Source organism: Streptomyces sp., from assembly GCF_036566765.1.
In the GTDB taxonomy this organism is placed as follows: Bacteria; Actinomycetota; Actinomycetes; order Streptomycetales; family Streptomycetaceae; genus Streptomyces.
In genome coordinates, this window is record NZ_DATCVQ010000666.1 from 1 (window position 1) to 26,331 (window position 26,331).

28 protein-coding genes are annotated in these 26,331 nt (G+C 72.0%); 12 read left to right on the forward strand and 16 right to left on the reverse strand.

Annotated elements, in window-relative coordinates; translation table 11 throughout:
* The 6 genes from VIU94_RS38690 to VIU94_RS38715 form a co-directional block, all read right to left on the reverse strand.
* Positions 1-952: serine/threonine-protein kinase (locus VIU94_RS38690; RefSeq protein WP_331919287.1), on the reverse strand; the 952-nt coding region annotated here is incomplete at its 3' end.
* An 85-nt stretch (positions 953-1,037) separates the two neighbouring features.
* Entirely contained in the window at positions 1,038-2,327 is a 1,290-nt protein-coding gene (locus VIU94_RS38695; RefSeq protein ID WP_331919289.1) for a DUF6986 family protein, read from the reverse strand.
* A 167-nt stretch (positions 2,328-2,494) separates the two neighbouring features.
* Entirely contained in the window at positions 2,495-3,457 is a 963-nt protein-coding gene (locus tag VIU94_RS38700) for an electron transfer flavoprotein subunit alpha/FixB family protein (RefSeq protein ID WP_331919291.1), read from the reverse strand.
* Positions 3,458-3,514: 57 nt separating this feature from the next.
* Entirely contained in the window at positions 3,515-4,309 is a 795-nt protein-coding gene (locus VIU94_RS38705) for an electron transfer flavoprotein subunit beta/FixA family protein (protein ID WP_331919293.1), read from the reverse strand.
* Between the two features lie 191 nt (positions 4,310-4,500).
* Positions 4,501-5,007, reverse strand: coding sequence for a flavin reductase family protein (locus VIU94_RS38710; RefSeq protein WP_331919295.1), 507 nt, complete (start codon positions 5,005-5,007; stop codon positions 4,501-4,503).
* A 194-nt stretch (positions 5,008-5,201) separates the two neighbouring features.
* Entirely contained in the window at positions 5,202-5,525 is a 324-nt protein-coding gene (locus tag VIU94_RS38715; RefSeq protein ID WP_331919340.1) for a TlpA family protein disulfide reductase, read from the reverse strand.
* Between the two features lie 267 nt (positions 5,526-5,792).
* Here VIU94_RS38715 and VIU94_RS38720 point away from each other — a divergent pair, with 267 nt between their 5' ends.
* Positions 5,793-6,515 carry a lysophospholipid acyltransferase family protein gene (locus tag VIU94_RS38720; RefSeq protein WP_331919297.1) on the forward strand — a complete coding sequence of 241 codons (723 nt, stop codon included), beginning with the start codon at positions 5,793-5,795 and terminating at the stop codon, positions 6,513-6,515.
* Positions 6,516-6,539: 24 nt separating this feature from the next.
* Here the strand turns inward: VIU94_RS38720 and VIU94_RS38725 are convergent, their stop codons facing one another.
* From VIU94_RS38725 to VIU94_RS38750, 6 genes are all read right to left on the reverse strand, one after another.
* A complete protein-coding gene (locus VIU94_RS38725) occupies positions 6,540-7,232 on the reverse strand; it encodes a B3/B4 domain-containing protein (protein ID WP_331919299.1) in 693 nt (230 codons plus the stop codon).
* A 128-nt stretch (positions 7,233-7,360) separates the two neighbouring features.
* Positions 7,361-8,461, reverse strand: a complete 1,101-nt coding sequence (locus VIU94_RS38730; RefSeq protein ID WP_331919301.1) for a threonine aldolase family protein — start codon at positions 8,459-8,461, stop codon at positions 7,361-7,363.
* On the reverse strand, positions 8,440-9,201 hold the full coding sequence (locus VIU94_RS38735; RefSeq protein WP_331919303.1) for an SDR family NAD(P)-dependent oxidoreductase: 762 nt from the start codon (positions 9,199-9,201) through the stop codon (positions 8,440-8,442). The genes VIU94_RS38730 and VIU94_RS38735 overlap by 22 nt, the downstream gene beginning before the upstream one ends.
* Positions 9,202-9,236: 35 nt before the next feature.
* On the reverse strand, positions 9,237-10,643 hold the full coding sequence (locus tag VIU94_RS38740; protein WP_331919305.1) for a DUF6421 family protein: 1,407 nt from the start codon (positions 10,641-10,643) through the stop codon (positions 9,237-9,239).
* Positions 10,644-10,724: 81 nt separating this feature from the next.
* Positions 10,725-11,762: a LipP1 family hormone-sensitive lipase gene (gene lipP1, locus VIU94_RS38745; protein WP_331919307.1), complete on the reverse strand. Its 1,038-nt coding sequence runs from the start codon at positions 11,760-11,762 to the stop codon at positions 10,725-10,727.
* The gene (locus VIU94_RS38750) at positions 11,755-12,885 is read right to left on the reverse strand and encodes an LLM class flavin-dependent oxidoreductase (RefSeq protein WP_331919309.1); all 1,131 of its coding nucleotides are present in this window, start codon (positions 12,883-12,885) and stop codon (positions 11,755-11,757) included. Before VIU94_RS38750 ends, lipP1 begins: the two co-directional genes overlap by 8 nt.
* Positions 12,886-12,936: 51 nt before the next feature.
* On the opposite strand from VIU94_RS38750, the gene VIU94_RS38755 reads away from it, so the two are divergent.
* Both VIU94_RS38755 and VIU94_RS38760 read left to right on the forward strand, forming a co-directional pair.
* A complete protein-coding gene (locus tag VIU94_RS38755; protein WP_331919311.1) occupies positions 12,937-13,617 on the forward strand; it encodes a PadR family transcriptional regulator in 681 nt (226 codons plus the stop codon).
* A gap of 185 nt (positions 13,618-13,802) precedes the next feature.
* Positions 13,803-14,486 carry a glycerophosphodiester phosphodiesterase gene (locus tag VIU94_RS38760; protein WP_331919313.1) on the forward strand — a complete coding sequence of 228 codons (684 nt, stop codon included), beginning with the start codon at positions 13,803-13,805 and terminating at the stop codon, positions 14,484-14,486.
* A gap of 28 nt (positions 14,487-14,514) precedes the next feature.
* On the opposite strand, the gene VIU94_RS38765 is transcribed toward VIU94_RS38760, so the two are convergent.
* Positions 14,515-15,066 (reverse strand): GNAT family N-acetyltransferase, encoded by a 552-nt coding sequence (locus VIU94_RS38765; protein WP_331919315.1) that lies wholly within the window; start codon positions 15,064-15,066, stop codon positions 14,515-14,517.
* Positions 15,067-15,213: 147 nt separating this feature from the next.
* Here VIU94_RS38765 and VIU94_RS38770 point away from each other — a divergent pair, with 147 nt between their 5' ends.
* From VIU94_RS38770 to VIU94_RS38785, 4 genes are all read left to right on the forward strand, one after another.
* On the forward strand, positions 15,214-15,804 hold the full coding sequence (locus VIU94_RS38770) for a DUF5134 domain-containing protein (protein ID WP_331919317.1): 591 nt from the start codon (positions 15,214-15,216) through the stop codon (positions 15,802-15,804).
* A gap of 92 nt (positions 15,805-15,896) precedes the next feature.
* On the forward strand, positions 15,897-16,832 hold the full coding sequence (locus VIU94_RS38775; RefSeq protein ID WP_331919319.1) for a M56 family metallopeptidase: 936 nt from the start codon (positions 15,897-15,899) through the stop codon (positions 16,830-16,832).
* Between the two features lie 83 nt (positions 16,833-16,915).
* Positions 16,916-17,554: a phosphatase PAP2 family protein gene (locus tag VIU94_RS38780; protein WP_331919321.1), complete on the forward strand. Its 639-nt coding sequence runs from the start codon at positions 16,916-16,918 to the stop codon at positions 17,552-17,554.
* A 136-nt stretch (positions 17,555-17,690) separates the two neighbouring features.
* Positions 17,691-18,344: a TetR/AcrR family transcriptional regulator gene (locus tag VIU94_RS38785; RefSeq protein WP_331919323.1), complete on the forward strand. Its 654-nt coding sequence runs from the start codon at positions 17,691-17,693 to the stop codon at positions 18,342-18,344.
* On the opposite strand, the gene VIU94_RS38790 is transcribed toward VIU94_RS38785, so the two are convergent.
* Entirely contained in the window at positions 18,320-19,870 is a 1,551-nt protein-coding gene (locus VIU94_RS38790) for an LVIVD repeat-containing protein (RefSeq protein WP_331919325.1), read from the reverse strand. The two genes, VIU94_RS38785 and VIU94_RS38790, sit on opposite strands and share 25 nt — an antisense overlap.
* Positions 19,871-20,014: 144 nt before the next feature.
* Between VIU94_RS38790 and VIU94_RS38795 the strand changes: the two genes are divergently transcribed.
* Entirely contained in the window at positions 20,015-20,665 is a 651-nt protein-coding gene (locus VIU94_RS38795; RefSeq protein ID WP_331919327.1) for a DUF305 domain-containing protein, read from the forward strand.
* 100 nt (positions 20,666-20,765) lie between these two features.
* The gene (locus VIU94_RS38800) at positions 20,766-22,112 is read left to right on the forward strand and encodes an FAD-dependent oxidoreductase (protein WP_331919329.1); all 1,347 of its coding nucleotides are present in this window, start codon (positions 20,766-20,768) and stop codon (positions 22,110-22,112) included.
* A gap of 18 nt (positions 22,113-22,130) precedes the next feature.
* On the opposite strand, the gene VIU94_RS38805 is transcribed toward VIU94_RS38800, so the two are convergent.
* On the reverse strand, positions 22,131-22,475 hold the full coding sequence (locus VIU94_RS38805) for an ArsR/SmtB family transcription factor (protein ID WP_331919331.1): 345 nt from the start codon (positions 22,473-22,475) through the stop codon (positions 22,131-22,133).
* A gap of 152 nt (positions 22,476-22,627) precedes the next feature.
* Between VIU94_RS38805 and VIU94_RS38810 the strand changes: the two genes are divergently transcribed.
* Positions 22,628-23,710 carry an NADH:flavin oxidoreductase/NADH oxidase gene (locus tag VIU94_RS38810; RefSeq protein WP_331919333.1) on the forward strand — a complete coding sequence of 361 codons (1,083 nt, stop codon included), beginning with the start codon at positions 22,628-22,630 and terminating at the stop codon, positions 23,708-23,710.
* A 109-nt stretch (positions 23,711-23,819) separates the two neighbouring features.
* The gene (locus VIU94_RS38815) at positions 23,820-24,905 is read left to right on the forward strand and encodes a WD40/YVTN/BNR-like repeat-containing protein (protein WP_331919335.1); all 1,086 of its coding nucleotides are present in this window, start codon (positions 23,820-23,822) and stop codon (positions 24,903-24,905) included.
* A gap of 95 nt (positions 24,906-25,000) precedes the next feature.
* Here the strand turns inward: VIU94_RS38815 and VIU94_RS38820 are convergent, their stop codons facing one another.
* Complete coding sequence (locus VIU94_RS38820; RefSeq protein WP_331919336.1) at positions 25,001-25,678, reverse strand: uracil-DNA glycosylase; 678 nt, start codon at positions 25,676-25,678, stop codon at positions 25,001-25,003.
* Positions 25,679-25,740: 62 nt separating this feature from the next.
* Here VIU94_RS38820 and VIU94_RS38825 point away from each other — a divergent pair.
* On the forward strand, positions 25,741-26,331 hold a 591-nt coding region (locus VIU94_RS38825), incomplete at its 3' end, for a BadF/BadG/BcrA/BcrD ATPase family protein (protein ID WP_331919338.1).

Below are 26,331 nucleotides of genomic sequence, written 5' to 3' on the forward strand. Positions count from 1 at the left end.
GCCCCTGCACCGCGTCGGGTCCGGTCGGCGCCGGGACGGGGCCGGGTGCGGGGCCGGTTGCGGGGCCGGTTGCGGGGCCCGTACCCAGCGCGGTCGTGGGAACCTCCGCCGATGCCCGCCCCTCCGCGACATCCAGCAGCAACCGCGCCGCCGCCCGGGCATCGGGCCGCTGCGCCGGGTCCTTGTGCATGAGTTGTTCGAGTACCGGGCCGAGGGCGCCCGCCCTGCGGGCTTCCGGGAGCGGCTCCACGACGATGGCGGTCAGCGTCGACCAGGTCGAGGTGCGGCGGAACGGGGAGGAGCCCTCCACGGCCGCGTAGAGCGTGGCGCCGAGCGCCCAGACGTCCGAGGCCGGTCCGGGCTGCCGGCCCTGGGCGCGCTCGGGGGCCAGGTAGTCCAGGGAGCCGACGATCTCGCCGCTGCGGGTGAGATGCGTGGTGGAGCCGTCGCCGGGGTCGTCCATCGCGGCGATGCCGAAGTCGGTGAGGACCACCCGTCCTCCGCTGTCGAGCAGGATGTTGCCCGGCTTCACGTCGCGGTGGAGCACGCCCACGTCGTGCGCGGCGGCGAGCGCCTCCAGAACAGCCGCACCGATCCTGGCGGCCTCCTGCGGCTCCAGGGCGCCGCGCTCGGTCAGCACGTCGGCGAGCGAGGGGCCGTCGATCAGCTCCATGACGATGATCGGCCGGCCCTCGTGGTCGGCCACGTCGTGCACGGCGACGACGCCGGGGTGCCGCACCCGGGCGGCGGCCCTCGCCTCGCGCTGCATCCGCACGTGCAGGTCGGCCAGTTCCTGCCCCGACGAGTCGTTGTACGTCCGCAGTTCCTTGACGGCCACCTCGCGGCCGAGGACCTCGTCGACGGCCCGCCAGACGACGCCCATGCCGCCCCGGCCCAGTTGCCGAACGACCCGATAGCGGCCCGCGAGCCGCTCGTTCTCCCCCGAAGACACCGATGCCCCGTTCTCTGTCGCGTGCGCTGAACGCGTACAGAGTACGGGGCTGCGGTGACGGGTCCGTTCGGGTGACTGGGCGTCGTTACTGGGCCGTTGCCGTCAGGTCGCCGCGGCGCGGGGCCGCGAAGCGGTCGAGGTCGGCGCGGGTCATGCCGGTGAGGGCGTCGACCTCGGCGGTGTCGAGGGCGCCGCAGTCGATGCCGCGCAGCAGGTAGGAGCTGAGCGCCTTGGCGGTGGCCGGCTCGTCCATGACGTCGCCGCCGGCGTGGTTGGCGTACGCGGAGAGGCGCTTGGCGGCGGCCTCGAAGCCCTCACGGTAGAACGCGAAGACGGCGGCGTACCGGGTCGGGATGTGGCCCGGGTGCATGTCCCAGCCCTGGTAGTACGCGCGGGCCAGGGCGCGGCGGGTGAGGCCGTAGTGCAGTCGCCAGGCCTCGTGGACGTGCTCGGTGGAGCCGATCGGGAGGACGTTGGTGGAGCCGTCGGAGACGCGTACGCCGGTGCCCGCGGCGGCGACCTGCATGATCGCCTTGGCGTGATCGGCGGCCGGGTGGTCGCTGGCCTGGTAGGCGGCGGAGACGCCGAGGCAGGCGCTGTAGTCGAAGGTGCCGTAGTGCAGCCCGGTGGCGCGGCCCTCGGCGGCGCCGATCATGCGGGCGACGGCGGCGGTGCCGTCGGTGGCGAGGATGGACTGGCTGGTCTCGATCTGGATCTCGAAGCCGAGCCGGCCGGCGTCCAGGCCGTGCGCCTTCTCGAAGGCCTCCAGGAGGCGAACGAAGGCGGAGACCTGCTCCGGGTAGGTGACCTTGGGCAGCGTGAGGACGAGGCCGTCGGGCAGGCCGCCGTGCTCCATGAGGCCGGTGAGGAAGATGTCGGTGGTGCGGATGCCGCGGTCGCGTACGGCGGCCTCCATGCACTTCATCCGGATGCCCATGTACGGGGCGGCGGTGCCGTTCGCGTACGCGTCCGAGATCAGGCGCGCGGCGCGGGCGGCGTCGGCGTCCTCGTCCTGGCCGGCGTAGCCGTCCTCGAAGTCGACCCGGAGGTCCTCGATGGGCTCGCGCTCCAGCTTGGCGCGGACGCGGCCGTAGACGTCCTCGGCGAGGTCGTCGGAGAGGCCGAGGACGCCGGCGAAGGTGGCGGCGTCGGGGGCGTGCTCGTCGAGCGCGGCGAGCGCCTGGTCGCCCCAGGTGCGGATGGTGTCGGCGGCGAAGACGTTGCCGGGGACGTAGACGGTGTGGACGGGCTGGCGGGTGCCGGGGTCGCCCGGGTAGCGCCGGTCGAGCTCGGCGTCCACCGCTGCGAGGGAGGCGCTGATTCCCTCGCTGACCGCGCCTGCGAGGCTCGTCGACACCTTCTCCTGCTGACCCATCCCAGATCCTCCTGTTTTCCGCTTCACGGAATCAACAATCCGTATAGCGAAGTTAGTAGTCCGGCTCCACTTGCGTCAATGGGTGTCCGAAACGGCCGGGGGCCGCGCGGCGATGATCGCCGCGCGGCCCCCGGACCGTACAGAACCGCAGGTCAAGCCCGCAGAGGTCAGCCCTTGCGGGACTTGACCTCCTCGGTCAGCTGCGGGACGACGTCGAAGAGGTCGCCCACCACGCCGTAGTCGACGAGGTCGAAGATCGGCGCCTCGGCGTCCTTGTTGATCGCGACGATGGTCTTCGAGGTCTGCATACCCGCGCGGTGCTGGATCGCACCGGAGATGCCGGACGCGATGTACAGCTGCGGCGACACGCTCTTGCCGGTCTGGCCGACCTGGTTCGAGTGCGGGTACCAGCCGGCGTCCACCGCGGCGCGGGACGCGCCGACGGCCGCGCCGAGCGAGTCGGCGAGGGCCTCGATGATCGCGAAGTTCTCGGCGCCGTTGACGCCGCGGCCGCCGGAGACCACGATCGCGGCCTCGGTCAGCTCCGGGCGACCGGTCGACTCGCGCGGGGTGCGCGCGGTGACCTTGGTGCCGGTGGCCAGCTCGCCGAAGGAGACCGCGAGGGCCTCGACGGCGCCGGCGGCCGGGGCGGCCTCGACCGGGGCCGAGTTCGGCTTGACCGTGATGACCGGGGTGCCCTTGGAGACACGGGACTTGGTGGTGAAGGACGCGGCGAACGCGGACTGCGTCGCGACCGGGCCCTCGTCACCGGCCTCCAGGTCCACGGCGTCGGTGATGATGCCGGAGCCGATGCGGACCGCGAGGCGGGCGGCGATCTCCTTGCCCTCGGCGGAGGACGGGACGAGGACGGCGGCCGGGGACACGGCCTCGTACGCGGCCTGCAGCGCGTCGACCTTCGGGACGACGAGGTAGTCGCCGAACTCCGGGGCGTCGGCGGTCAGGACACGGGTCGCGCCGTGCTCACCGAGGGTGGCGGCGGTGGCCTCGGCACCGGCGCCGAGCGCGACGGCGACCGGCTCGCCCAGGCGGCGGGCCAGCGTCAGCAGCTCCAGGGTGGGCTTGCGGACGGCTCCGTCGACGTGGTCGACGTAGACGAGAATCTCAGCCATGGGACTTCAATCTCCTGCGAACGAAAAGGGGGCGGACTGAAACGGCTCGCGCGAGCCCTAGATGAACTTCTGGCTCGCGAGGAACTCGGCCAGCTGCTTGCCGCCCTCGCCCTCGTCCTTGACGATCGTGCCCGCGGTGCGCGCGGGACGCTCGGCGGCGGAGTCGACCGCGGTCCAGGCGCCTTCCAGACCGACCTCGTCGGCGTCGATCTCGAGGTCGTCCAGCTCCAGGGACTCCACCGGCTTCTTCTTGGCGGCCATGATGCCCTTGAAGGACGGGTAGCGGGCCTCGCCCGACTGGTCCGTCACGGACACGACGGCCGGGAGGGACGCCTCCAGCTGCTCCGACGCGGTGTCGCCGTCGCGGCGGCCCTTCACCGTGCCGTTGGGGCCGCCCTCGATGGAGACCTCGGAGAGCAGGGTGACCTGCGGGACGCCCAGGCGCTCGGCCAGGATCGCGGGCAGCACGCCCATGGTGCCGTCGGTGGACGCCATGCCGGCGATGACGACGTCGTAGCCGACCTTCTCGATCGCCTTGGCAAGCACCAGCGAGGTGCCCATGACGTCGGTGCCGTGCAGGTCGTCGTCCTCGACGTGGACGGCCTTGTCGGCACCCATGGACAGCGCCTTGCGCAGCGCGTCCTTGGCGTCCTCGGGACCGACGGTGAGCACGGTGACCTCGGCGTCGTCGGCCTCTTCGGCGATCTGCAGCGCCTGCTCGACCGCGTACTCGTCGAGCTCCGACAGCAGGCCGTCGACGTCGTCCCGGTCGACGGTCAGGTCATCGGCGAAGTGCCGGTCGCCGGTGGCGTCGGGCACGTACTTCACACAGACAACGATCCTCAAGCTCACGCCGGCTCTCCTACTGCATCGTCATAACTGAGCTGCCTTGTCAATGGGCAGCATAGGCGCCTGAAGGGCGGGTTTTCCGGTTGGGGCGCCTGACGCCCCGGCCTAAATATTACTCGCCAGTACACCCAGTTCGTTACCGACGAGCAAGCGCTCAGGCGTGTGACCTTGCCAACGCCCGGGGGGCGGAACTCTCAGTCCCGCAGCGCGTTGAATCGCCCCTGGTGGTACAGGAGCGGGCGGCCCTCGCCGCGCGGGTCGCCCTCGACGACCTCGGCGATGACGATCCGGTGGTCGCCGGCCGGGACCTTGGCCACGACGCGGGCCACCAGCCAGGCCAGGACACCGTCGAGCAGGGGGACGCCCTCGGGGCCGAGGCGCCAGCTCGTGGGAGCGGCGAACCGGTCGGCGCCGCTGCGGGCGAAGGTGGTGGCGAGCTCGCTCTGGTGCTCGCCGAGTATGTGCACCCCGATGTGCTCGGCCTCGGACAGCACGGGCCAGCTGGAGGATCCGGTGCCCACGCCGAAGGAGATCAACGGGGGTTCGGCGGAGACGGAGTTGAGGGAGGTGGCGGTGAAGCCGACGGGGCGGTCCCCGTGGGCGGTGATGACCGCGACACCGGCCGCGTGCTGCCGGAAGACTGAACGGAGGAGGTCGGGGGTGGCCTGCCGAGGGGTGCGGAGCTCGGGCGAAACCGTCATCGAGTTGTCCTTGTGCGCGTGGGGACGTACGAGCCTGGGGTTATCGGACGCCCGGACAGCGCGCGCTCGCGTTGCGGGCCAGATCCACATGGGCCCGCCCGTAGAGAAAAAGTTCTGAGGACACCTCGTCAGACTGGCGATCGTTGGCATGCGCAGTCAAGTGGGTACCGCGATGTGGGAGACATGTCACGGCGTCAGACGGCTCGGCCCAGGGCGGCGATGACGTCGGCCTTCCGGGGCTGGCCGGAGGCCCGGCGGACGATCCGCCCGGCGCCGTCGAGGACGAGCACGGTGGGCGTACGGACGACGCCGAGCTCGCGCACCAGGTCCAGGCGCTCCTCCGCGTCGATCTCGACGTGCCCCACGCCGTCGACCATCGTGGCCACCTCGGCGAGGGTCCGGCGGGTGGCCCGACAGGGCTGGCAGAAGGCGGTGGAGAACTGGACCAGGGTGGCCCGCTCCCCCAGGGCCGCGCCCAGTCGGTCGGCCCCGAGGATCACCCGCTGCTCGTCCTCCATAGGTGTCACCGCTCGTCCCGCTCCTTCTGTACCGCTGCCGCACTCCGCCTGCACTGCTGCTCTCCGCTCCCCGGGTGCAGCGTCCCACGGGCCCGATCGATTCCCGCCATCGCCACCGGGCGTGACGAGAATCTCCCTGTACGGAGCCGTCAGGACTGGTCACCGCGCCCCACATGGGGCACGATCTGCCCAAAGCCGAAAACCTACGGCTGCGTAACTTCCGCCGGGAGAACCCTCCCCAGGCACTCGAGAAGGGGTTCCTCCCAGATGGCAGAACTCGTCTATCGGCCGGTCATCGGCGCCGCCCTGACCTTTTTCAAGGCGCTCGACCTGAAGATCGACACCCAGGGTTCCGAGCACATCCCGCGCACCGGGGGCGCGGTGCTGGTCAGCAACCACATCAGCTATCTGGACTTCATCTTCACGGGCCTGGCCGCGCTGCCGCAGAAGCGTCTGGTGCGCTTCATGGCGAAGGACTCGGTGTTCAGGCACAAGATCTCGGGTCCGCTGATGCGCGGCATGAAGCACATCCCGGTGGACCGCTCGCAGGGCGAGCACGCCTACCAGCACGCGCTGGAGTCGCTGAAGCGCGGCGAGATCGTGGGCGTGTTCCCGGAGGCGACGATCTCCCAGTCCTTCACCCTGAAGAGCTTCAAGTCGGGCGCGGCGCGGCTCGCGCAGGAGGCGGGCGTGCCGCTGATCCCGATGGCGCTGTGGGGCACCCAGCGACTGTGGACCAAGGGCAAGCCGCGCAACTTCAAGCGCAGCCACATCCCGGTGACGATCCGCGTCGGGGAGCCGATGGAGGCCCCGGCCGACCAGTACGCCGGCGCGATCACCCGGCGGCTGCGCGAGCGCGTCCAGGAGCTCCTGGAGGCGGCGCAGCGCGCGTACCCCGTACGCCCCAAGGACGCGAGCGACACCTGGTGGGTGCCCGCGCACCTCGGGGGCACCGCGCCGACGGCCGCGGAGGCCAAGGAACTCGGCTGACCGCCCGCCGGGCGCGGTGAATCGTCACTCCGGAGTGCGGACGGTGATCCGCGCTCCGGGGCTCAGCTTCTCCAGCGACTCGGCGAGCTCGTCGCCCGCGGCGACCAGCTCGGCGGCCGTCATCGGCGGCAGCGACTCCAGCAGGAAGATTGCGTTCACCGTGGTGTCGTCGATCCGGGTGCGCGGGCCCTGGCGCCAGTTCCAGCGGCGGCAGGTGACGCCCTCGTCGTCGCACCAGACGATCTCGCCGGCGTCCGGGTGCTCGACCGTCTCCACGCCGCCCGCCGTGGTGACGAAGGGCTCGTCGCCGACGGCGCGTACGAGCCGCATGCCGCCCCGGATGCGGTCGAGGTCCTCGCCGCCGGCCGGGATCAGATGGGCCACGCTGATCGCGTTGTAGGCGTCGACGATCCGGTTGATCCGGGGCAGTCCGCCGTCCGCGAGCGCCCGCTTGGCCAGCGCCTCGGCGGAATTGCGCGTACGGGACGGCTTGGCGCCGAAGGCCGTGTAGGCGGCGCGCCAGGCCGCGATGTGCGGATCCTGGTCCGGCGACCGGCCGTCGAGCCGCTCGGCGAGCCGACGGGCGGCGGCGTCGAGGAGCGCCGAACTGGCTTCGTCGCTGGGCCCGTTGACAAGACCGTGCGCCTCGACGGCGAGATGGGTGAAGCCGGGGACGAGGGTGCGCACCTCGTCGGAGACGGTGAGCTTGAGAGTCATAGGGTTCAGCATAGAACACTGAGCAGTCCACTCCATTGCACTCCGCCTGCCCGCCCGCGCGCCCGACAGCAATGCGGCCCACCGGAGTCGATCCCGGTGGGCCGCATGCCTACGCGCAGTACGGCGTGCTAGCCGCGCGCCATCTCTTCCTTCAGCGCCTGCAGGAACGCGTCCACGTCGTCCTCGCGGGTGTCGAACGAGCACATCCAGCGGACGTCGCCGGCCGCCTCGTCCCAGAAGTAGAAGCGGAAGCGCTCCTGGAGCCGTCGGCTGACGTCGTGCGGCAGCCGGGCGAAGACCGCGTTCGCCTGGACCGGGTAGAGGATCTCCACCCCGTCCACCTCGCGCACGCCGGTCGCGAGCCGCTGCGCCATGGCGTTGGCGTGGCTGGCGTTGCGCAGCCACAGGTCCTTGGCGAGCAGCGCCTCCAGCTGCACCGACACGAAGCGCATCTTGGACGCGAGCTGCATGGACAGCTTGCGCAGATGCTTCATGTGGCTGACCGCGTCCGGGTTGAGGACGACGACCGCCTCGCCGAACATCATGCCGTTCTTGGTGCCGCCGTACGAGATCACGTCGACGCCGACCGCGTTGGTGAACGCCCGCATGGGCACGTTCAGGGACGCGGCCGCGTTGGCTATCCGGGCCCCGTCGAGGTGCACCTTCATGCCCTTGGCATGGGCGTGCTCGACGATGGCGCGGATCTCCTCCACCGTGTAGACGGTGCCCAGTTCGGTGTTCTGGGTGATCGAGACGACCTGCGGCATCGCCCGGTGCTCGTCCTCCCAGCCCCAGGCCTGCCGGTCGATCAGCTCGGGGGTGAGCTTGCCGTCCGGGGTGGGCACGGTGAGCAGCTTGAGGCCGCCCATCCGCTCCGGGGCGCCGCCCTCGTCCACGTTGATGTGCGCGGACTCGGCGCAGATCACCGCGCCCCAGCGGTCCGTCAGCGCCTGCAGGGCGGTGACGTTCGCGCCCGTGCCGTTGAAGACCGGGAAGGCCTCGGCGGTCGGGCCGAAGTGGCTGTGCATGATCCGCTGGAGGTGCTCGGTGTACTCGTCCTCGCCGTAGGCGACCTGGTGGCCGCCGTTGGCGAGGGCGATGGCCGCGAGGACCTCCGGGTGCGCGCCGGCGTAATTGTCGCTGGCGAAGCCCCGGACCGACGGGTCGTGGTGACGACGCGCGTCGGTCTTCGAGGAGGCGCCGCCGGTCACGGCTTGGGGGTCAGCCACAGACGCTGTCCATTCACTTCCGAGGCGGGCTCGGACCAGAGCCCGGCGATGGAGCCGGCCAGTTCCTTGACGTCCGTGAAGCCCGCGAACTTCGCATTCGGGCGCTCGGCGCGCATGGCGTCGTGCACCAGTGCCTTGATCACCAGGATGACAGCGGCCGTGTGCGGCTCGGCGTCGCCCCCCGCCTTGCGGAACGAGTCCGCCATGGCGAGCGTCCAGGCCTCGGCCGCGGCCTTGCCGGCGTTGTACGCGGCGTTGGTGGCCACCGGCTTGTGCGCGCCGGACTGGCTGACCAGGACGTAGCGCCCGCGGTCGCTGCGCAGCAGCGGGTCGTGGAAGGCGAGCGAGGTGTTCTGGACGGTGCGGATCAGGAGCCGCTCCAGGAAGTCCCAGTCCTTGAGGTCGGTCTCGGTGAAGGAGGCGCTGCCGCGCCAGCCGCCGACGAGGTGGACCAGGCCGTCGACCCGGCCGAACTCCTTCTCGGTCTTGCTGGCCCACTCCTTGGTGGCCTCCAGGTCGAGCAGGTCGACCGTGTCGCCCGTGACCGTGGCGCCGCCGTGCGCGTACCGGGCGGCGTCGACCGCCTCGGCGAGCCGCGCCGGGTCGGCGTCGGACGCGACGACGATCGCGCCGGCCTCGGCCAGCCGCAGCAGGGCGGCCCGGCCCGCGGGTCCGGCCGCTCCCGCGACCGCGATCACCGCGCCGTCGAGCGGCCCACCGTTTCCGTTGCCGTTCGTCATGGGCGACGCCTCCTCCGTGTCCTCCGTGCGAGAGCTCACGCGGCAGCCTGCTCAGACCCCGCACCGCTCGTGGCAGTGATCCCCTTCGTGGCGGCGATCACACCCTTGAGCTTCTTGGAAAGGGCCTCATAGAACATGCTGAGCGGAAACTCGTCCGGAAGCACGTCGTCGACGAGCTTGCGCGGCGGCTGGGTCAGGTCGAGGGCCTCGGGGCCCTTCGCCCACGTCGAGCCGGGGTGCGGGGCGAGGTAGGCGGAGACCAGGTCGTACGCGGCGAACCAGTGGACCAGCTTCGGGCGGTCGATGCCGTCGCGGTACAGCTTCTCGATCTCGGCGCAGAGCTGGTTGGTGACCTCGGGGGCACGCTGCCAGTCGATCTTCAGCGTGTTGTCGGTCCAGCGCACCACGTCGTGCTTGTGCAGGTACGCGAAGAGCAGCTGGCCGCCGAGGCCGTCGTAGTTGCGGTTGCGGTCGCCGGAGACCGGGAAGCGGAACATCCGGTCGAAGAGCACCGCGTACTGCACGTCACGGCCGTGCTCGTTGCCCTCGGCCTCCAGCTTCACGGCCTCCTTGAAGGCGGTGAGGTCGCAGCGCAGCTCCTCCAGGCCGTACATCCAGAACGGCTGGCGCTGCTTGATCATGAAGGGGTCGAAGGGCAGGTCGCCGTGGCTGTGGGTGCGGTCGTGGACCATGTCCCAGAGCACGAAGGCCTGCTCGCAGCGCTTCTGGTCGGCGACCATCTCCTTGATGTCCTCGGGCAGTTCGAGGCCGAGGATGCGGACCGCCTCGTCGGTGACGGCGCGGAAGCGGGCAGCCTCGCGGTCGCAGAAGATGCCGCCCCAGGTGAAGCGCTCGGGGGCCTCGCGGACGGCGATGGTCTCGGGGAAGAGGACGGCCGAGTTGGTGTCGTACCCGGCGGTGAAGTCCTCGAAGGTGATGCCGCAGAACAGCGGGTTGTCGTAGCGGGTGGCCTCCAGCTCGGAGAGCCACTCGGGCCAGACCATGCGCAGCACGACCGCTTCGAGGTTGCGGTCCGGGTTGCCGTTCTGGGTGTACATCGGGAACAGCACGAGGTGCTGCAGACCGTCGACGCGGTCGGCGGCGGGCTGGAAGGCGAGCAGCGAGTCCAGGAAGTCCGGCACGCCGAAGCCCTGCTCGGCCCACTTGCGCAGGTCGGCGGCGAGCGCGCGGTGGTACGCGGAGTCGTGCGGGACCAGCGGGGAGAGCGCCTCGACGGAGGCGACGACTCGGTCGAGGGTCAGCTCGACGAGGGAGCGGGACGGCGCGCCCTCGGCGTCGAAGTCGATGGACCCGTCCTTGGACTGCCAGGGGCGGATCTCCTCCACGGCCTTCTTGAGCTCGGGCCAGGAGGGGTGGTCGACCACTCGCTCACCGGTCGCTATGCCCCCGCTGGTCGCGTCCTGCACAAGAATTTCCGTCATGCCTCTTCCTCCACAGGAGAACCTCGTGTCAAAACACCGTAACCATTCGAGGTTCTTCACCACAAGGGGAGGCGAAAGAAATTATCCTGCCGACCCCCCATGGTCACCGCTGTTTTTCCTGTCGGACAGCGTCGCGACAATCGCATCCGCCGCTCCCCGCAAGGCCTGCCGAGCCTCGTCCAGGTACGCGGACATCGCCAGGAAGCCGTGGAACATCGCCGGACGGTGGTCCTCCGTGACCGCTGCCCCGGCCGCCCGCAGCGCGGCGGCGAAGGCGCGGCCCTCGTCGCACAGCGGGTCGCAGCCCGCCGTGATCACATGCGCGGGCGGCAGCCCGGCGAGGTCGGCGCGCAGCGGCGAGGCCAGCGGATGCGTCGGGTCGCCGTCGGGGCCGAGGTACTGGTCGCGGAACCAGCGGATGTGCGCGGTGGTGAGGTAGTAGCCGGCCGCGTTGGTCCGGTACGAGTCGGGCTCCTCGGCCAGCTCGGTCGCCGGGTAGATCAGCACCTGCCCGGCGAGCGCCGGGCCGCCGCGGTCCCGGGCGAGCAGCGCCGCCGCGGCGGCGAGGTTGCCGCCCGCGCTGTCCCCCGCGACCACCAGCGCGGACGGCTCCCCGCCGAGCTCGCCGACATGCTCCGCGGCCCAGCGCACGGCCGCGTACGCGTCCTCCACCGGCGCGGGGAACCGGGCCTCGGGGGCCAGCCGGTAGTCGACCGAGACCACGACGGCCCCGGACTCCCGACACAGCGCGCGGCAGGTCCGGTCGTGCGTGTCGATCCCGCACAGCACCCAGCCGCCCCCGTGCAGGAAGACCACGGTCGGGCGGCGGACGACGTCCCCCTCCGGCCGGTAGATCCGCACCGGTATCGGCGGCGCGCCCGGCGGGCCCGGGATCGTGCGGTCCCGCACCGCGCCGACGGACGGCGGCTCGTCGGGCGGGGCGGGCGCGGCGGCGAGGATCCGGCGGGCCTCGACGGCGTCGGTGACCGCGCCGCCGACGTCCGGGAAGACGGCGGTCAGCAGGTCGGCGAAGGGGCGGGCGGCCGGGTCGAGGCGGTCCTCGGTCCGCAGCGGGTCGATCACGGGGCCGATCACGGTGTCGGTCACGGGGTCAGTCACGGGTTCCCTCCCGGAAGTGCGGGATGACCTTCGCGCCCCACTGGCGCAGGGTCTCCAGACAGTCCTCCTGCGGCACGGTCCCCATCTGGATCAGGCACATGATCTCGTCGGCCCCGGCGTCGCGGAGCCGCTCCACGTACGCGATGGCGTCGTCCGCGCTGCCGTAGGCGTGGTCGGCGTTGAAGGTGGCCGTGGCGGTGGGCTTCACCGGGATGCGCTGCTCGTTCAGGCGGGCGACGACCTGCTCGGCCGCCTGCCGCATCGCCGCCGCCTCGTCGGCCCCGGCGACCACCGCCTCGTCCGGGACGCCCGCGCCGCCGTACCAGTGGCCGATGGACTGGGCGAAGAACCGCTGGCCGCGGATGCCGACCCGGCGGGCCTCCTCGGGGTCGTCGAGGACGATCGTCGGGCAGAGCACGGAGAAGTGGTCGTTGACGACGGTGGAGACGAAGCGGTCGCCCGTCCGGGCCGCGCGGGCCGCGTCGTACACCGCTCGCATCTCCCTGATCGACTCCGGGCCCGCGAAGCCCATCACGAGTGCGCCGATGCCCAGCTCGGCGGCCTGGGCGAGGGTCTCGGCGCGGCTGCAGGCCAGGAAGAGCGGCGGGTGCGGGGTCTGGCTCGGGCGGGGCAGGATCGGATGCGGATCGATGCTGATCAGCTCCCCGTGGTACTCCAGCTCCTCCTCCTGCCAGGCCTTGCCGATGATCCGCAGGGCCTCCTCGACCTCCTGCGCGGTCCGGTCCCGGTCGACGCCGCACAGCGAGGTCTCCTGCACCGTGCCGCCGCGGCCCGCACCCAGGTCGAGCCGGCCGCCGGAGAGCAGGTCGAGCATCGCGGCCCGCTCGGCGACCCGGGCCGGGTGGTTGAACTGGAACGGCATGCAGACCACGCCGTGCCCGACGCGGATGCGCCGGGTCTTCGCCGCCACCCAGGTCAGGAAGATCTCCGGGGCGGACATGTGCGCGTACCACTTGAGCGAATGATGCTCGACCGCCCAGATCCGGTCGAATCCCATCTCCTCGGCGAGCACCGCCTGTTCGACGCAGTCGCGGATGACCTGGTGCTCGCGCTCCACGGTCGGATCGGCCAGCTGCGCCTCGAAGATCACGGAGAACTTCATGGCCCCTCCAGGGGGTTGTGTCCGTGCGCTGTCGGTATTTCAATTCGCCATATGACTAGTCGTCAGATATCGAGAAGGCAAGAGTCGCGACACGAGCGACCTGCCGAACTCCCGGCGACCGCCTGGGCGGTGCTCGGGCTGCTCTCGTTCCCCGGGGAGCGCACCGGGTACGACCTGAAGAAGTGGGCCGACGCCTCGCTGCGGTTCTTCTACTGGTCGCCCGCGATCAGCCAGATCTACGCCGAGCTGCGCCGGCTGGAGGCGCTCGGGTACGCGACCTCCCGGCGCTCCGGCCCCGAGGAGCCGCGGACCAAGCGGCGGTACGCGATCACCGAGGCCGGCCGCGCCGCCCTGGCGGACTGGGCGGCCGAGGGCGACGCCGGACCGGTCGTGCTGAAGCACCCGATGGTGCTGCGGATCTGGCTCGGGCACCTGGCCGCGCCGGAGCGGCTGCGCGCCCGGGTCGAGGAACACCTCGCGCACACCCGCGGCGAGCTCAAGGAGGTACGGGACGCCCTGGCCCGCACCGAGGGTGTGACCGACTGGGACCATCCGCGGCTCGCGCTGCGCTGGAGCGAGCGGCAGCACCTGGCCGAACTGGAGCTGGCGCAGGCGCTGCTCGCGGACCTGGACCGGATGGCGCAGGAATGTCACGGCCGGGCGGAGGAGGGACCTCGAGGCGGGGCGGCGCAGGAACGTCAAGGCTCGGCGGACGCGCCCACGCGAGAGTGAGCCGTACCGCCCCGCCACGGCGCATCGGCCCTGGCAGGCCTGGAAGGAACGCCTCCGATGGCCCGTGCACGACCGATGGCATCGTCGGCGGCGGCCGTTAGGCTGCGCCCGAGCCGCATCGGCGCCCGGCGGGACCCGGGTGCGCGGACCTCGACGGCCCGGCCATCGACGGAAGCGAGAAGATCTTGAGTTTCCTCACCATCGGTCATCGCGGAGTCATGGGTGTCGAACCCGAGAACACCCTGCGCTCCTTCGTCCGCGCGCAACACGCGGGCATGGACCTCATCGAGCTGGATCTGCATCTGAGCAAGGACGGCGCGCTCGTCGTCATGCACGACGCGGAGGTCGACCGCACGACGGACGGCAGCGGGCTCATCGCCGAACTGACCCTCGCGGAGCTCCGCGGGCTCGACGCCGGGCAGGGCGAGCGGATCCCGGTCTTCGAGGAGGTCCTGGACGCGGTCCGGTCGCCGCTCCAGGCGGAGATCAAGGACGAGGCGGCGGCCCGGGCGCTGGCCGACGTGATGCACCGGCGCGACCTGGTCGGCCGGGTCGAGGTGTCCTCCTTCCACGACGCCGCGATCGCCGAGATCTCCCGGCTCGTGCCGGGTGTGCGGACGGCGCTGATCGCCAGCCGCTGGGGCGCGGACATCGTGGACCGGGCGAAGGCGGTCGGGGCGCAGAGCCTGGCGCTGAACATCCGGCGGCTCTCGCTGGAGACCGTCGAGCACGCGCACGGCGAGGGACTGAAGGTGATCGGCTGGGTGGTCAACACCCAGGACCACCTGCGGCTCGTCCGGGCGCTTGAGCTGGACGGCGCGACGACCGACTACCCGGAGATCCGCCGCACCGGCCGCTTCACCGCCTGACGGGCCCCGGGTCCGGCGACGCGGCCCGTCAGGCCAGTTCCTTCACCAGCAGCTCGAACTGCAGGTCGTCGCGCTGCGGCAGGCCGAAGCGCTCGTCGCCGTACGGGAACGGCGTCATCCGTCCCGTACGGCGGTAGCCGCGCCGCTCGTAGTACGCGATCAGCTCGTCGCGTACCGAGATCACGGTCATGTGCATCTCGCGCACGCCCCAGTGCTCCCGCGCCTGCCGCTCGGCCTCCGCGAGGATCTGCCGGCCCAGGCCGCCGCCCTGCGCGCCCGGTCGGACCGCGAACATGCCGAAGTAGGCGGCATCGTCTCGGTGTTCGAGCTGGCAGCAGGCGATCAGCTCGCCGTCCCGCTCCACGACCATCAGCCGGGAGCCGGGCGTCGTGATGACCTCCCGCACCCCCTCGGGGTCGGTGCGCTGGCCCTGCAGGATGTCGGCCTCGGTGGTCCAGCCGGCCCGGCTGGAGTCGCCCCGGTAGGCCGACTCGATGAGCGGGACGAGGGCGGCCACGTCCGCCTCGACCGCATCGCGGTAGCTGAGCTGTCCGGACTCCTGGGGCAGTGCGGTGTCCATGGCGGGTGGGGCTCCCCTCGCAGCGGCGGTGATCTGCCCCGAGCGTATCCGCCGCCCGGCGCGCTCCCCCCGTACACCCCTGCGCTCGCGTAGCGGCCCGGCCGCGCGGGCATCGACGGGGAAGAGGCGGCGAGGGGGAGGTGGGCCGTGCACGGACCGGCGACGGCGGCCTGGCTGCTGGTGGCGCTGTGCGCGGCGTCCGGGGCGTACTGCCTGCTGCGGATGCGCAGCTGCGCGGGCGAGGAGCGGCGGGCGGCGGGCGGCGAGGCCCTGATGGGGTTCGGGATGGCGGCGATGGCCGTGCCCGCGGCGGTGTTCGCGCCGCCGGCGTGGAGTTGGACGGTGTACGCGGCGGTGTTCGGCGGTGCGGCGCTGCGGGCGCTGTGGTCGGCCAGGAGCGGCGGTCACCATCTGCACCATCTGGTGTGCTCCTCGGCGATGGTCTACATGGCGCTGGCGATGACGGTCCCGGCACAGGGAGCGCATGGGGCGCACGGCGCGGGATCGGCCGCGTCGGGGCTGCCGTTGCTGACCGGTGTGCTGCTCCTCTATTACACGGTGTACGTGCTGCGGTCGGGGGCGCGCCTCGTGCCGGTGGCCGCGCCGGCCGGGGGCGCCTCCCAGGACGAAGTCCCAGTGGGAGGGCCGGTGCTCGGCTGGGCGGCGAGACCGGAGTTGGCGGCGGCCTGCCGACTGTCCATGGCGCTCGCCATGCTGGCCATGCTGGTGACGCTCTGACGGCTGCCTCACGTTCCTTGCCAAACCGTGGCGTGCGTCACTTGCCGCGCCAGGCCATACCCCCGAGTAGCACAGGCTCATAGGCTGGCGGCATGGTGGTCTCCCTCACGCTGCTCGTGCTCGGCGTCGTGACCGCGGCCGTCGCTCCCCGACTGCTGGCGCAGGCGGTCTGGGTGGAGCTCGAGCCGGTCGTGGCGCTGTGGGTGTGGCAGTGCGTGGTGGCCGCGGTGCTGTTGAGCTTCGGTCTGTCGATGACGCTCAGCGCGGCGGTCGCCTGGCAGGCCGTACGGGGCCAGCTGTTCGCGTCCGCGCCGAACGGCGTGATCGAGGCGTACGAGCTCGGGGCGCACCAGCCCTGGTCCGCCCCGCTCGCGGTGCTGCTCGCCTGCGGCGGCCTGTGGACCGCCGCGATGCTCGCCCGGGAGATCCGCCGGGCCCGGGCCCGGCGGCGGCAGCGGCGGCGCGAACTGCTGGTGCGCTCCCCTCTGTTGCCGGGCGAGGAGCAGGGCGCGGGGCCGCTGGTGGTCCTTGAGGGCGAGCGTCCGGACGCGTGGTGGCTGCCGGGGACCACGCCGCAGCTGGTGATCACGACGGCCGCGCTGCAGCGCCTGAAGGGACGTCAGCTCGATGCGGTCCTCGCGCACGAGGAGGGCCACGCCCGCGCCCGGCACGACTGGTTGCTGCACTGCTCGGCGGCGCTGGCGGGCGGCTTCCCGGGGATCCCGGTCTTCGCCGCGTTCCGCGGCGAGATGCACCGGCTGGTCGAACTGGCCGCCGACGACGTGGCCTCGCGGCGGTTCGGCCGGCTGACCACCGCCCTCGCGCTGGTGGAACTCAACGAGGACCGGGGCGTGTTCGGACCATCGGCGTCCCCGGAGCCGGGGCTGCCGGAGCGGGTGAACCGCCTGCTCTCGGCCTCGCCGCGGCTGAAGCCGGTCCAGCGGCTGCGCCTGACGGTGACGGCGGCGCTGGTCCCCCTGATCCCTCTGCTGGTCGCGCTGATCCCGGGCCTCACGGCCCTGAACTGACGGCCCACGGCCGCCGCCGGACACGACCCGCCGTTCCGGCGAAGCGGAGGACGGGCTTCGGTCGCGTCCGGAAAGATCGAAGCATGCGCTCCTCCGCCGTGGTCTCGGGTCTGCTCTCCCTCCTCCTGCTGGTGCTCGTGGCCATGGAGTGGGGCCCGCTGCTCTCGGTCGACCGGGACGTCTCGGACGCGTTGCACCGCGACGCCGTCGCCGAGCCCGGGTTCACGCAGCTGAACCGGATCCTCAGCGACTGGATCTGGGACCCGTGGACGATGCGGGCGCTGATCGTCGTGATTCTGGTGGCGCTGTGGCTGCGCCACGAGCGGCGGCTCGCGCTGTGGGTCGCCGGGGCGAGCCTGCTGACCGCGGGGCTGCAGCAGGCACTGAAGGCGCTGGTCGGGCGGGCCCGGCCGAGCTGGCCCGATCCGGTGGACACCGCCCAGTACGACGCGTTCCCGTCAGGGCACGCGATGACGGCCACGGTGACGTTCGGCCTGCTGCTGTGGGTGGTCGCGCTGCACTGGCAGGAGCGGTGGCGCGGCTGGAGCGTCCTGGTCGTGGCCGCGCTCGTGTCCGTCCTCGGCGTCGGATGGACGCGGGTGTACCTCGGAGTGCACTGGGCGTCGGACGTCGTCGGGGGCTGGCTGCTCGGAATCTGTCTCGTCTGCGTGACCGTCCTTACTTTTCGGGCGTATCAGCCGAAAAGCAACGGAGGAGAATAGGACGAAGCCGCCTGTTCTGGACGATCCCCCGTGTCGCCCAGAACAGACGGCAAGGACCCGCTGACCAGGCACGGCAGCTTGGCAGCAGGACACGCTGAGTATATTGGCTGGAAGCCAGTCAACGCAGGAGTCCAGCATGTCCCCGCGGAGCCCATCGGTCAATGAAGAGCTTCGTCGGCGATCCCGCGAGCGCATTCTGCAGGCCGCCGTCGATCTCGTCGGCGAGCGCGGGTTCGAGGCGACGACGCTGGGGGACATCGCGGACCGGGCCGGGACCGCCCGCGGTCTCGTCTCGTACTACTTCCCGGGCAAGCGGCAGCTGCTGCAGTCGGCGGTGCACCGGCTGATGCACCTGACGCTGGAGGAGGCGCTGGAGCGGGAGCCTCGGACGGAGGACGGCCGGGAGCGGCTGGCGCGGGCGATCGACGCGATCCTCGGCCTCGCCCGGGACCGTCCGCTGCTGATGCGGACGCACATGGCCGGCATCCTGCAGGCCGAGGGGTTCGTGCAGTGCCCCGAGCAGCAGCGCCTCGCCTTCCTGCTGCGGGACACGATGGTCCGGTACGGCACCCCAGACGTGGACACCGACTATCCGCTGCTGCGGGCGCTGCTGATGGGCGCGGTGGTGGCGGTCCTGCTGCCCGGGGCGCCGATGCCGCTGGCCCGGCTGCGGGCGGAGCTGTTCCAGCGGTACGCGCTGGACTGGGACATGGGCATGCCGCCGGGCGGGGATCCGCCCGACGGCATGCCGTCACGACCGGTGGATCAGTCCTCGAAGTCCTCGAAGTAGTCCGGCTGGGTCTGGACGTTGAGCCCGTCCATCCGGATCCGCTTCGCGGGGTCGGTGCGACGGTCGCTGAGCTTCAGCACGTCGAAGCCCTTGGCGATGTCGTTCGAGTAGATGTAGCCGTTGTAGTAGTACGCCGACCACGAACCGCCGGTCCGGATCACGTCCGTGCTGAGCGGGCCGCGCTCGAAGTACGCGATCTCGCGCGGCTTCGAGGAGTCGGTGAAGTCCCATACGGAGACACCGCCCTGGTACCAGGCCTGGACCATCAGGTCCTTGCCCTTGACCGGGATGAGCGAGCCGTTGTGGGCGACGCAGTTCTCGGTGTTCGCCTGGTGGCGCGGGATCTTGAAGTAGCTGCGGAACACCAGCTTGCGCTGGTCGCCCTTGCCGACGATGTCGTAGATGCCGTCGGCACCGCGGTTCGGGCCGACAGCCTCGTTGCAGGTGGCGCCACCGCCGCCGCCCAGCTCGTCGGTGAAGACGACCTTGTTGGCCCTCTGGTTGAAGGTCGCCGAGTGCCAGAACGCGAAGTTCACGTTGTCCTGGACCTGATCGATGACCTTCGGGTGCTCCGGGTCCTCGATGTCGAAGAGGATGCCGTCGCCCATGCAGGCGCCGGCGGCCAGGTCCTTGGACGGCAGGACCGTGATGTCGTGGCAGCCGGTGGTCTTGGAGACGCCCGGGTTGGTGGGCCCGCCCGGGTTGCCGCCGCCGTCCGGGCCGTCACCCGGGAAGAGCACCGGGAAGTTGACGATCGCGGCCTGCTCGGGGGCCTTGCGCGGCACCTTGATGACCGAGATGCCGTCGTGCGGCGGCTGGCAGTCGGGGAAGGCCACGTTGGGGGAGTACGAGGAGACGTACACGTACACGTTGCGGCCCTTGGGCACCAGCGTGTGGGTGTGCGAACCGCAGGCGGTCTCGACCGCGGCCACGTACTTCGGGTTGGCGATGTCGCTGATGTCGAAGATCTTCATGCCCTCCCAGGAGGACTTCTCCGAGGCCGGCTGGGTGGTGCTGGCACAGGAGTTGTCGCTGCGGGAGGAGTCCGTGGACAGGAAGAGCAGGTTGCCGGAGACCGAGATGTCGTTCTGCGAGCCCGGGCAGAGGACCTGGGCGACGGTCTTCGGCGCCGTCGGGTTGCTGATGTCGAAGATGCGGAAGCCGTCGTAGTTGCCGGCGAAGGCGTACTTGCCCTGGAACGCCAGGTCGGAGTTGGTGCCCGGCAGGGCGTCCTTGGGGATGTTGGTGAGGTGGGTGATGTTGTCGCTGTGGACGATCTCGTCCACGCCGGGTATCTCGCCGCTCTGCACGGCGGCCCGGGCCCCGGCCGCCTGCTCCGAGGAGATCGTGCCCTGGGTGGCGGCGTCTCCGGGGTCGGGTGTGGCGGCCGCGGGTCCGGCCGTGAGCAGGGTGGCAAGCAGTCCGGCGGCTGCCGCCGCGACTGCCAGAGGTCTGCGTCGTACGCGCGTGGTACGCAACGAGGTCACGCGTCCTCCCTTGTCTCCGTTCAGAGTTGAACGGTTCATGGACCCCGGCAGTATCTTCCTTTCCATGCACATCTCAACAGATGGCAACGCAGACGTAATGAAGGTTTCTGCTCGACGCTCCTGACGCACGTGTGAGAACGTCCCCTCGGTCCACGTCCACCCCAACCGCCCCTGGAGGTCTTCTTGTTGAAGCGCCCTGTCCGCATCGCCGCCGTCGCGTCCGCGGGCGTGCTCGCCGTGCTCCTCCTTGCCGCGTGCGAGTCGGGCTCCTCAGGGGGCGAACCGCAGGCCAGGAGCGCCACCGGCCCAGCGGTGATCGCGCCCGGCAAGCCCGGCGAGGCGGCCCGGACGATGTCCCCCGAGGAGGCGGCGCGCGCCCTGCCGGACGACAAGCCGAACGCGGCGGACCGCACCTACGCGCAGATGATGATCGTGCATCACGAGCAGGCGCTGACGATGACCGCCCTGGCGCCGCAGCGGGCGGGATCGGAGCAGGTGAAGAAGCTGGCGGCGCGGATCACGGCGGCGCAGAAGCCGGAGATCGACGCGATGCAGGGTTGGCTGAAAACGAACGGGGGTCCGGCCAAGCAGAGCGGCCACGACCACGGGACGATGCCCGGGATGGCGACCGCCGCCCAGCTGGCCCAGCTGACGGCGGCGAAGGGCAAGGCCTTCGACGACCTGTTCCTGAAGCTGATGATCACCCACCACGACGGGGCGCTGACGATGGCCGCCGAGGTCCTGTCCCAGGGGAACAACGTCCTGGTGGAGGAGATGGCGAACGACGTGATCGCGCAGCAGACCGCCGAGATCAACCGGATGCGCTCGATGTAGCCCGCCGAGGGGCGCGGCCGCGCGGAGCGGCGCGTCGGACGACTCCCCGTCGCGGGCTTCCGGTGCGATGCTGGAAGCCCCGGCGGGAAGGAGACGTCCCGTGCTACGCGTCGCAGTCGTCGGTTCGGGTCCGAGCGGGGTCTACACCGCACAGGCCCTGGTCCAGCAGGACCGGGTGCCCGACGTGCGGGTGGACGTCCTGGACCGGCTGCCGTGTCCGTACGGCCTCGTGCGCTACGGCGTCGCCCCCGACCACGAGAAGATCAAGTCGCTCCAGGGCAACCTGCGCACCGTCCTGGAGGACGAGCACGTCCGCTTCCTCGGCAACGTCGAGGTCGGGGCCCGCGGACTGACGCCCGCCCGGCTCCTGGAGATGTACCACGCGGTCGTGTACTGCGTGGGCGCCGCGCGCGACCGGCACCTCGGGGTGCCCGGAGAGGACCTGGTCGGCAGCCGCTCGGCGACCGAGTTCGTCTCCTGGTACAGCGCCCATCCGGACGCGGCGGGCAACGGCTTCGCGCTGGGCGCGCGCTCGGCCGTGGTGATCGGCGTGGGGAACGTGGCGGTGGACGTGACCCGGATCCTCGCCCGGGGCGCGGACGAGCTGCGGCCCACGGACGTGCCGCAGGACGCGCTGGCGGCGCTTGAGCGCAGCGGGGTGCGCGAGGTGCACATGGTGGGCCGGCGCGGTCCCGGACAGGCCAGGTTCACCACGAAGGAGCTGCGCGAACTGGGCTCGCTGCCGGGAGCCTCGGTGTCGGTTGACCCGGCCGATCTGGCGCTCGACCCGGCGTTCGCGGACCCGTCGGGGCTGCCGGCGGTGAACCGGCGCAACCTGGAGGTCGTACGGGGGTGGGCGGCGGCCCCCGAGACGGAGCGCGAGCGCCGGATCCGGCTGCGGTTCTTCCTGCGCCCCGTGGAGTTCCTGGGCGAGGCGGGGCGGGTGGCCGGGGTGCGGTTCGAGCGCACGGAGCCGGACGGCGCCGGGGGCGTGCGGGGCACCGGCGTGTACGAGGACGTGGCGGCCCAACTGGTGCTGCGGGCGGTCGGGTACCAGGGCGTCCCGATGCCCGGGCTGCCCTTCGACGAGTCGCGCGGCACGGTGCCGCATCAGGAGGGGCGGGTGCTGCGGGACGGAGCCGCGTCGCCCGGGGAGTACGTGGCCGGCTGGATCAAGCGCGGCCCGACCGGGGTGATCGGCACGAACCGGCCCTGCGCGAAGGAGACCGCGACCTCGCTGCTCGCGGACGCCCCGACGCTGGAGCGGCGGGAGGCGGCGGCCGATCCGGTGGCCGCGCTGCGGGACCTGGGGCAGGAGCCCGTCGCCTGGCCGGGCTGGCTGGCGATCGAGCGGGCGGAGGCGGATCTGGGCCGCTCGCTCGGCCGGCACACGGTCAAGATCCCGGACTGGCCGGGACTGCGGGCGGCGGCGCGGGAGGCCGGGTAGCGGCCGGGCCCTTTCGGTTCAGGAGGCCACCCGGCTCTCCTGCGCCGCGGCGGCGGCGAGGAGGCCGTCCAGGAGTCCCGGGAAGAGCGCGTCGAGGTCCGCTCGGCGCAGTCCGCTCATCTTCGCGGTGCCTCGGTAGTCCTGCTGGATCACGCCGCTCTCCCGGAGCACCCGGAAGTGGTGGGTCGTCGTCGACTTGGTGACCGGCAGGACGAAGTGCGAACAGCTCAACGCGGCGTCCGCGCGAGCCATTTCGCGCACGATCCGCAGCCGAATCGGGTCCGAGAGCGCATGCAGCACGCCCTCGAGGCGGATCTCGTCCCGCGCCGGGTGGGCGAGGGTGCGGGCGGCGGCGGGGGTCACGGCGTCTCCAGTTCGTCCGGGGGCGACTTCGCCGGGAGGGCGATGTCCTCCGGGTGGCTTCATTGTACGAGACTCTTCGTAGTTTGACAGATGCCGTACTACGAGACCTATCGTAGGAAGCGTCTTCGAGGCCCCCCGAAACGGAGTCCACCATGAGCGTCGCCCTGTTCGAGCCGTACACCCTCCGCTCCGTGACCATCCCGAACCGCGTCTGGATGGCCCCGATGTGCCAGTACTCGGCGGAGGTGTTCGGACCGAACGCGGGCGTCGCCCACGACTGGCACTTCGCCCACTACGCCTCCCGGGCCACCGGCGGGACCGGCCTGATCCTGGTGGAGGCCACCGCCGTCGCCCCCGAGGGCCGGATCAGCCCCGCCGACCTCGGCCTGTGGAACGACGCCCAGATCCCCGCGCTGCGCCGGATCACCGAGTTCCTCAAGGAGCACGGCACGGTCCCCGGCATCCAGATCGGGCACGCCGGCCGCAAGGCCGCCACCAAGCAGCCCTGGCGGGGCCGCGGGCCGGTCGGCGAGGGCGAGCACGGCTGGCAGCCGGTCGCGCCCAGCCCGGTGGCGTTCGCCGACGACCACCAGGTGCCGGCCGAGCTGAGCACGGACGAGATCCAGGAGATCGTCGGCCGGTTCGCGGACGCGGCGCGGCGGGCGCTGGACGCCGGCTTCGAGGTCCTGGAGCTGCACGGCGCCCACGGCTACCTCATCTTCGAGTTCCTCTCCCCGCACTCCAACCACCGCACCGACGCGTACGGCGGCTCCTTCGAGAACCGGACCCGGTTCGCCCTGGAGGTCGTCGACGCCGTCCGCGCCGTGTGGCCCGAGGAGCTGCCGCTGTTCTTCCGGATCTCGGCCACCGACTGGCTCGGCGAGAACGGCTGGACGATCGACGACACCGTCCGCTTCGCGGCGCTGCTGCGCGCGCACGGCGTCGACCTGCTCGACGTGTCCTCCGGCGGCAACGGCGGCCCGGCCGTCATCCCGACCGCCCCCGGCTACCAGGTCCCGTTCGCGACCCGGGTGAAGGAGGAGACCGGGCTTCCGGTGGCGGCCGTGGGCCTGATCACCGAGCCCGAGCAGGCCGCGAAGATCGTCGCCAACGGCGAGGCGGACGCCGTACTGCTCGGCCGCGAGCTGCTGCGGGACGCCTCCTGGGCGCGCCGGGCGGCCCGCGAACTGGGCGGCGAGGTGGCCGCGCCTGACCAGTACGCCTGGGCGATCTGAGCCGGAACACGCCGCGGACCTGCGGACTCACGCGGCCGAGACGCCGTTGTCAGCGGTGGGGTGCAGACTGGCCCGTATCCGCGACAACGGCGTCCTGGAGGTGTCGGCCATGTCCGACGTACTGCTCACCGTAGGCACCCGCAAGGGTCTGTTCATCGGCCGCGGCCGCGCCGGCCGATGGGAGTTCGACGGGCCCCATTTCAACGCGCAGGCCGTGTACTCGGTCGCCATCGACACCCGGCCCGCGACACCGCGCCTCCTCGTCGGAGGGGACAGCGCGCACTGGGGTCCGTCCGTCTTCCGCTCGGACGACCTGGGCGCGAGCTGGACCGAGCCGAAACAGCCGGCCGTGAAGTTCCCCCAGGACACCGGGGCTTCACTGGAGCGGGTGTGGCAGCTCCAGCCGGCGGGCCGCGACGAGCCCGACGTGGTGTACGCGGGGACGGAGCCGGCCGCGCTCTTCAAGTCGGTCGACGGTGGCGAGTCGTTCGAGCTGATCCGGCCGCTGTGGGAGCACCCGACCCGGGCCAAGTGGGAGCCGGGCGGCGGTGGCGAGGCGGTGCACACGGTGGTCACCGACCCCCGGGACCCGGAGTCGGTGACGGTCGCGGTGTCGGCGGCGGGCGTGTTCCGCTCCCCGGACGGCGGGGCGAGCTGGGCCCCGTCCAACAAGGGCGTCTCGGCGGTCTTCCTGCCCGACCCGAACCCGGAGTTCGGTCAGTGCGTGCACAAGGTCGCGCGGGACGCGGTCGATCCGGACCGGCTCTATCTGCAGAACCACTGGGGCGTGTACCGCAGCGACGACGCGGGCGTCACCTGGACGGACATCGGCGCCGGCCTCCCGTCCACCTTCGGCTTCGCCGTCGCCGCCCATCCGCACCTGGCGGACACGGCGTACGTCTTCCCCATCAACGCGGACGCGGACCGGGTCCCGGCCGGCCGGCGCTGCCGCGTCTACCGGACGAGCGACGCCGGCGCGAGCTGGGAGCCGCTGTCCGCCGGTCTCCCGCAGAGCGACCACTACGGCACGGTGCTGCGCGACGCGCTGCGCACGGACGACGCGAACCCGGCCGGCGTCTACTTCGGTAACCGCAACGGCGAGGTGTACGCGAGCGCGGACGACGGCGACAGCTGGCAGCTCCTCGCCGAACACCTGCCGGACGTGCTCTGCGTCAGAGCCGCGGTGATCGGCTAGGGCCGGTCCGGCGGATCAGGGTCGGATAGGTCGCGGCCCCGGCCATGATCCGTCGGACAGGCCCGAGGGGCTCGGCCGAGGGCCTGCGCAGCCCCCTACGGCAGTCGCCAGTCGATGGGCTCCGCGCCCTGGCCCGCCAGAAGCTCGTTCGCGCGGCTGAACGGGCGCGAGCCGAAGAAGCCGCGGTCCGCGGACATCGGCGAGGGATGGGCCGACTCGACCGCGGGGAGGTCGCCGAGGAACGGCCTCGTGTTCCGGGCGTCCCGGCCCCACAGCACCGAGACCAGCGGCTTGCCGCGGGCGGCCAGGGCGCGGATCGCCTGCTCCGTGACCGCCTCCCAGCCCTTGTCGCGGTGCGAACCGGGCTTACGGGGAGCGGTGGTCAGCGCTCTGTTCAGCAGCAGCACGCCCTGTCGCGTCCAGGGCGTGAGGTCGCCGTTGGCGGGGCGGGGCAGACCCAGGTCCGTGTTCAGCTCCCGGAAGATGTTCTCCAGGCTGCCGGGCAGCTGACGCACCTCGGGAGCGACCGCGAAGCTGAGGCCGATCGCCATCCCCGGCGTGGGGTACGGATCCTGACCCACGATCAGGACCCGGACGTCGTCGAAGGGCTGCTGAAAGGCCCGCAGGACGTGTTGCCCCGCGGGCAGATACGTCCGGCCCGCGGCGATCTCCGCGCGCAGGAAGTCGCCCATCTCGGCGACGCGGCCCTCGACGGGACGCAATGCCTCAGCCCAGCCGGGCTCCACCAGTTCACTCAACGGTCGTGCTGCCACGGCGTGTCACTCTACCGGCCGACGCCGACACCGCCGACCGGCCCGGGAATAGGGTGCCGGGCATGGAGAGTGCCGTGAGCGAGTGGGTCGTCGGGGTCGATTCGGGCGGCTCCGGCCTGCGGATCGCCTGCGCGGACGCGTCCGAAGGCCGCGTGACGCAGACGGAGTCGACGCGCGAGCCGGTGCGCACCGGGCCCGGCGGGATCGAGGCCGGTCATCTGCTGGAGCAGCTGCTGCCGCCCGTGCAGCGGTTCCTGGACCGGTCCGGCGGGCGGGTGGTCGCCGTGGCGATCGGCGCCGCGGGCATGGCCACGCTCGGCGACGAGCTGCGGGCCGAGCTGCCCGGGGCGTTGGAGAAGACGCTCGGGGTGCGCCGGCTCGCTCTGGCCGCCGACGCCGTCACCGCGTACGCGGGCGCGCTCGGGCAGCGGCCCGGGGCGGTCGTGGCCGGCGGGACGGGTCTGATCGCGCTCGGCACCGATCTGACCGGCTGGCGGCGGGCGGACGGCTGGGGCCATCTGCTGGGCGACTGCGGCAGCGGCGCGTGGATCGGGCGGGCCGGCCTCGAGGCGGCGATGCGGGCGTACGACGGCCGCCGGGGCGGCTCGTCCGCACTGCTGGCCCGCGCCGAGGAGCGCTTCGGCCCGGCGGCC

Coding starts and splice junctions, on each gene's coding strand:
- VIU94_RS38695 (WP_331919289.1), bottom strand. CDS start 2,327: ATGGGTCAGCAGGAGAAGGTGTCGACGAGCCTCGCAGGCGCGGTCAGC.
- VIU94_RS38700 (WP_331919291.1), bottom strand. CDS start 3,457: ATGGCTGAGATTCTCGTCTACGTCGACCACGTCGACGGAGCCGTCCGC.
- VIU94_RS38710 (WP_331919295.1), bottom strand. CDS start 5,007: ATGACGGTTTCGCCCGAGCTCCGCACCCCTCGGCAGGCCACCCCCGAC.
- VIU94_RS38715 (WP_331919340.1), bottom strand. CDS start 5,525: ATGGAGGACGAGCAGCGGGTGATCCTCGGGGCCGACCGACTGGGCGCG.
- VIU94_RS38720 (WP_331919297.1), top strand. CDS start 5,793: ATGGCAGAACTCGTCTATCGGCCGGTCATCGGCGCCGCCCTGACCTTT.
- VIU94_RS38725 (WP_331919299.1), bottom strand. CDS start 7,232: ATGACTCTCAAGCTCACCGTCTCCGACGAGGTGCGCACCCTCGTCCCC.
- VIU94_RS38735 (WP_331919303.1), bottom strand. CDS start 9,201: ATGACGAACGGCAACGGAAACGGTGGGCCGCTCGACGGCGCGGTGATC.
- VIU94_RS38740 (WP_331919305.1), bottom strand. CDS start 10,643: ATGACGGAAATTCTTGTGCAGGACGCGACCAGCGGGGGCATAGCGACC.
- VIU94_RS38750 (WP_331919309.1), bottom strand. CDS start 12,885: ATGAAGTTCTCCGTGATCTTCGAGGCGCAGCTGGCCGATCCGACCGTG.
- VIU94_RS38755 (WP_331919311.1), top strand. CDS start 12,937: ATGACTAGTCGTCAGATATCGAGAAGGCAAGAGTCGCGACACGAGCGA.
- VIU94_RS38765 (WP_331919315.1), bottom strand. CDS start 15,066: ATGGACACCGCACTGCCCCAGGAGTCCGGACAGCTCAGCTACCGCGAT.
- VIU94_RS38775 (WP_331919319.1), top strand. CDS start 15,897: ATGGTGGTCTCCCTCACGCTGCTCGTGCTCGGCGTCGTGACCGCGGCC.
- VIU94_RS38780 (WP_331919321.1), top strand. CDS start 16,916: ATGCGCTCCTCCGCCGTGGTCTCGGGTCTGCTCTCCCTCCTCCTGCTG.
- VIU94_RS38785 (WP_331919323.1), top strand. CDS start 17,691: ATGTCCCCGCGGAGCCCATCGGTCAATGAAGAGCTTCGTCGGCGATCC.
- VIU94_RS38790 (WP_331919325.1), bottom strand. CDS start 19,870: ATGAACCGTTCAACTCTGAACGGAGACAAGGGAGGACGCGTGACCTCG.
- VIU94_RS38810 (WP_331919333.1), top strand. CDS start 22,628: ATGAGCGTCGCCCTGTTCGAGCCGTACACCCTCCGCTCCGTGACCATC.
- VIU94_RS38815 (WP_331919335.1), top strand. CDS start 23,820: ATGTCCGACGTACTGCTCACCGTAGGCACCCGCAAGGGTCTGTTCATC.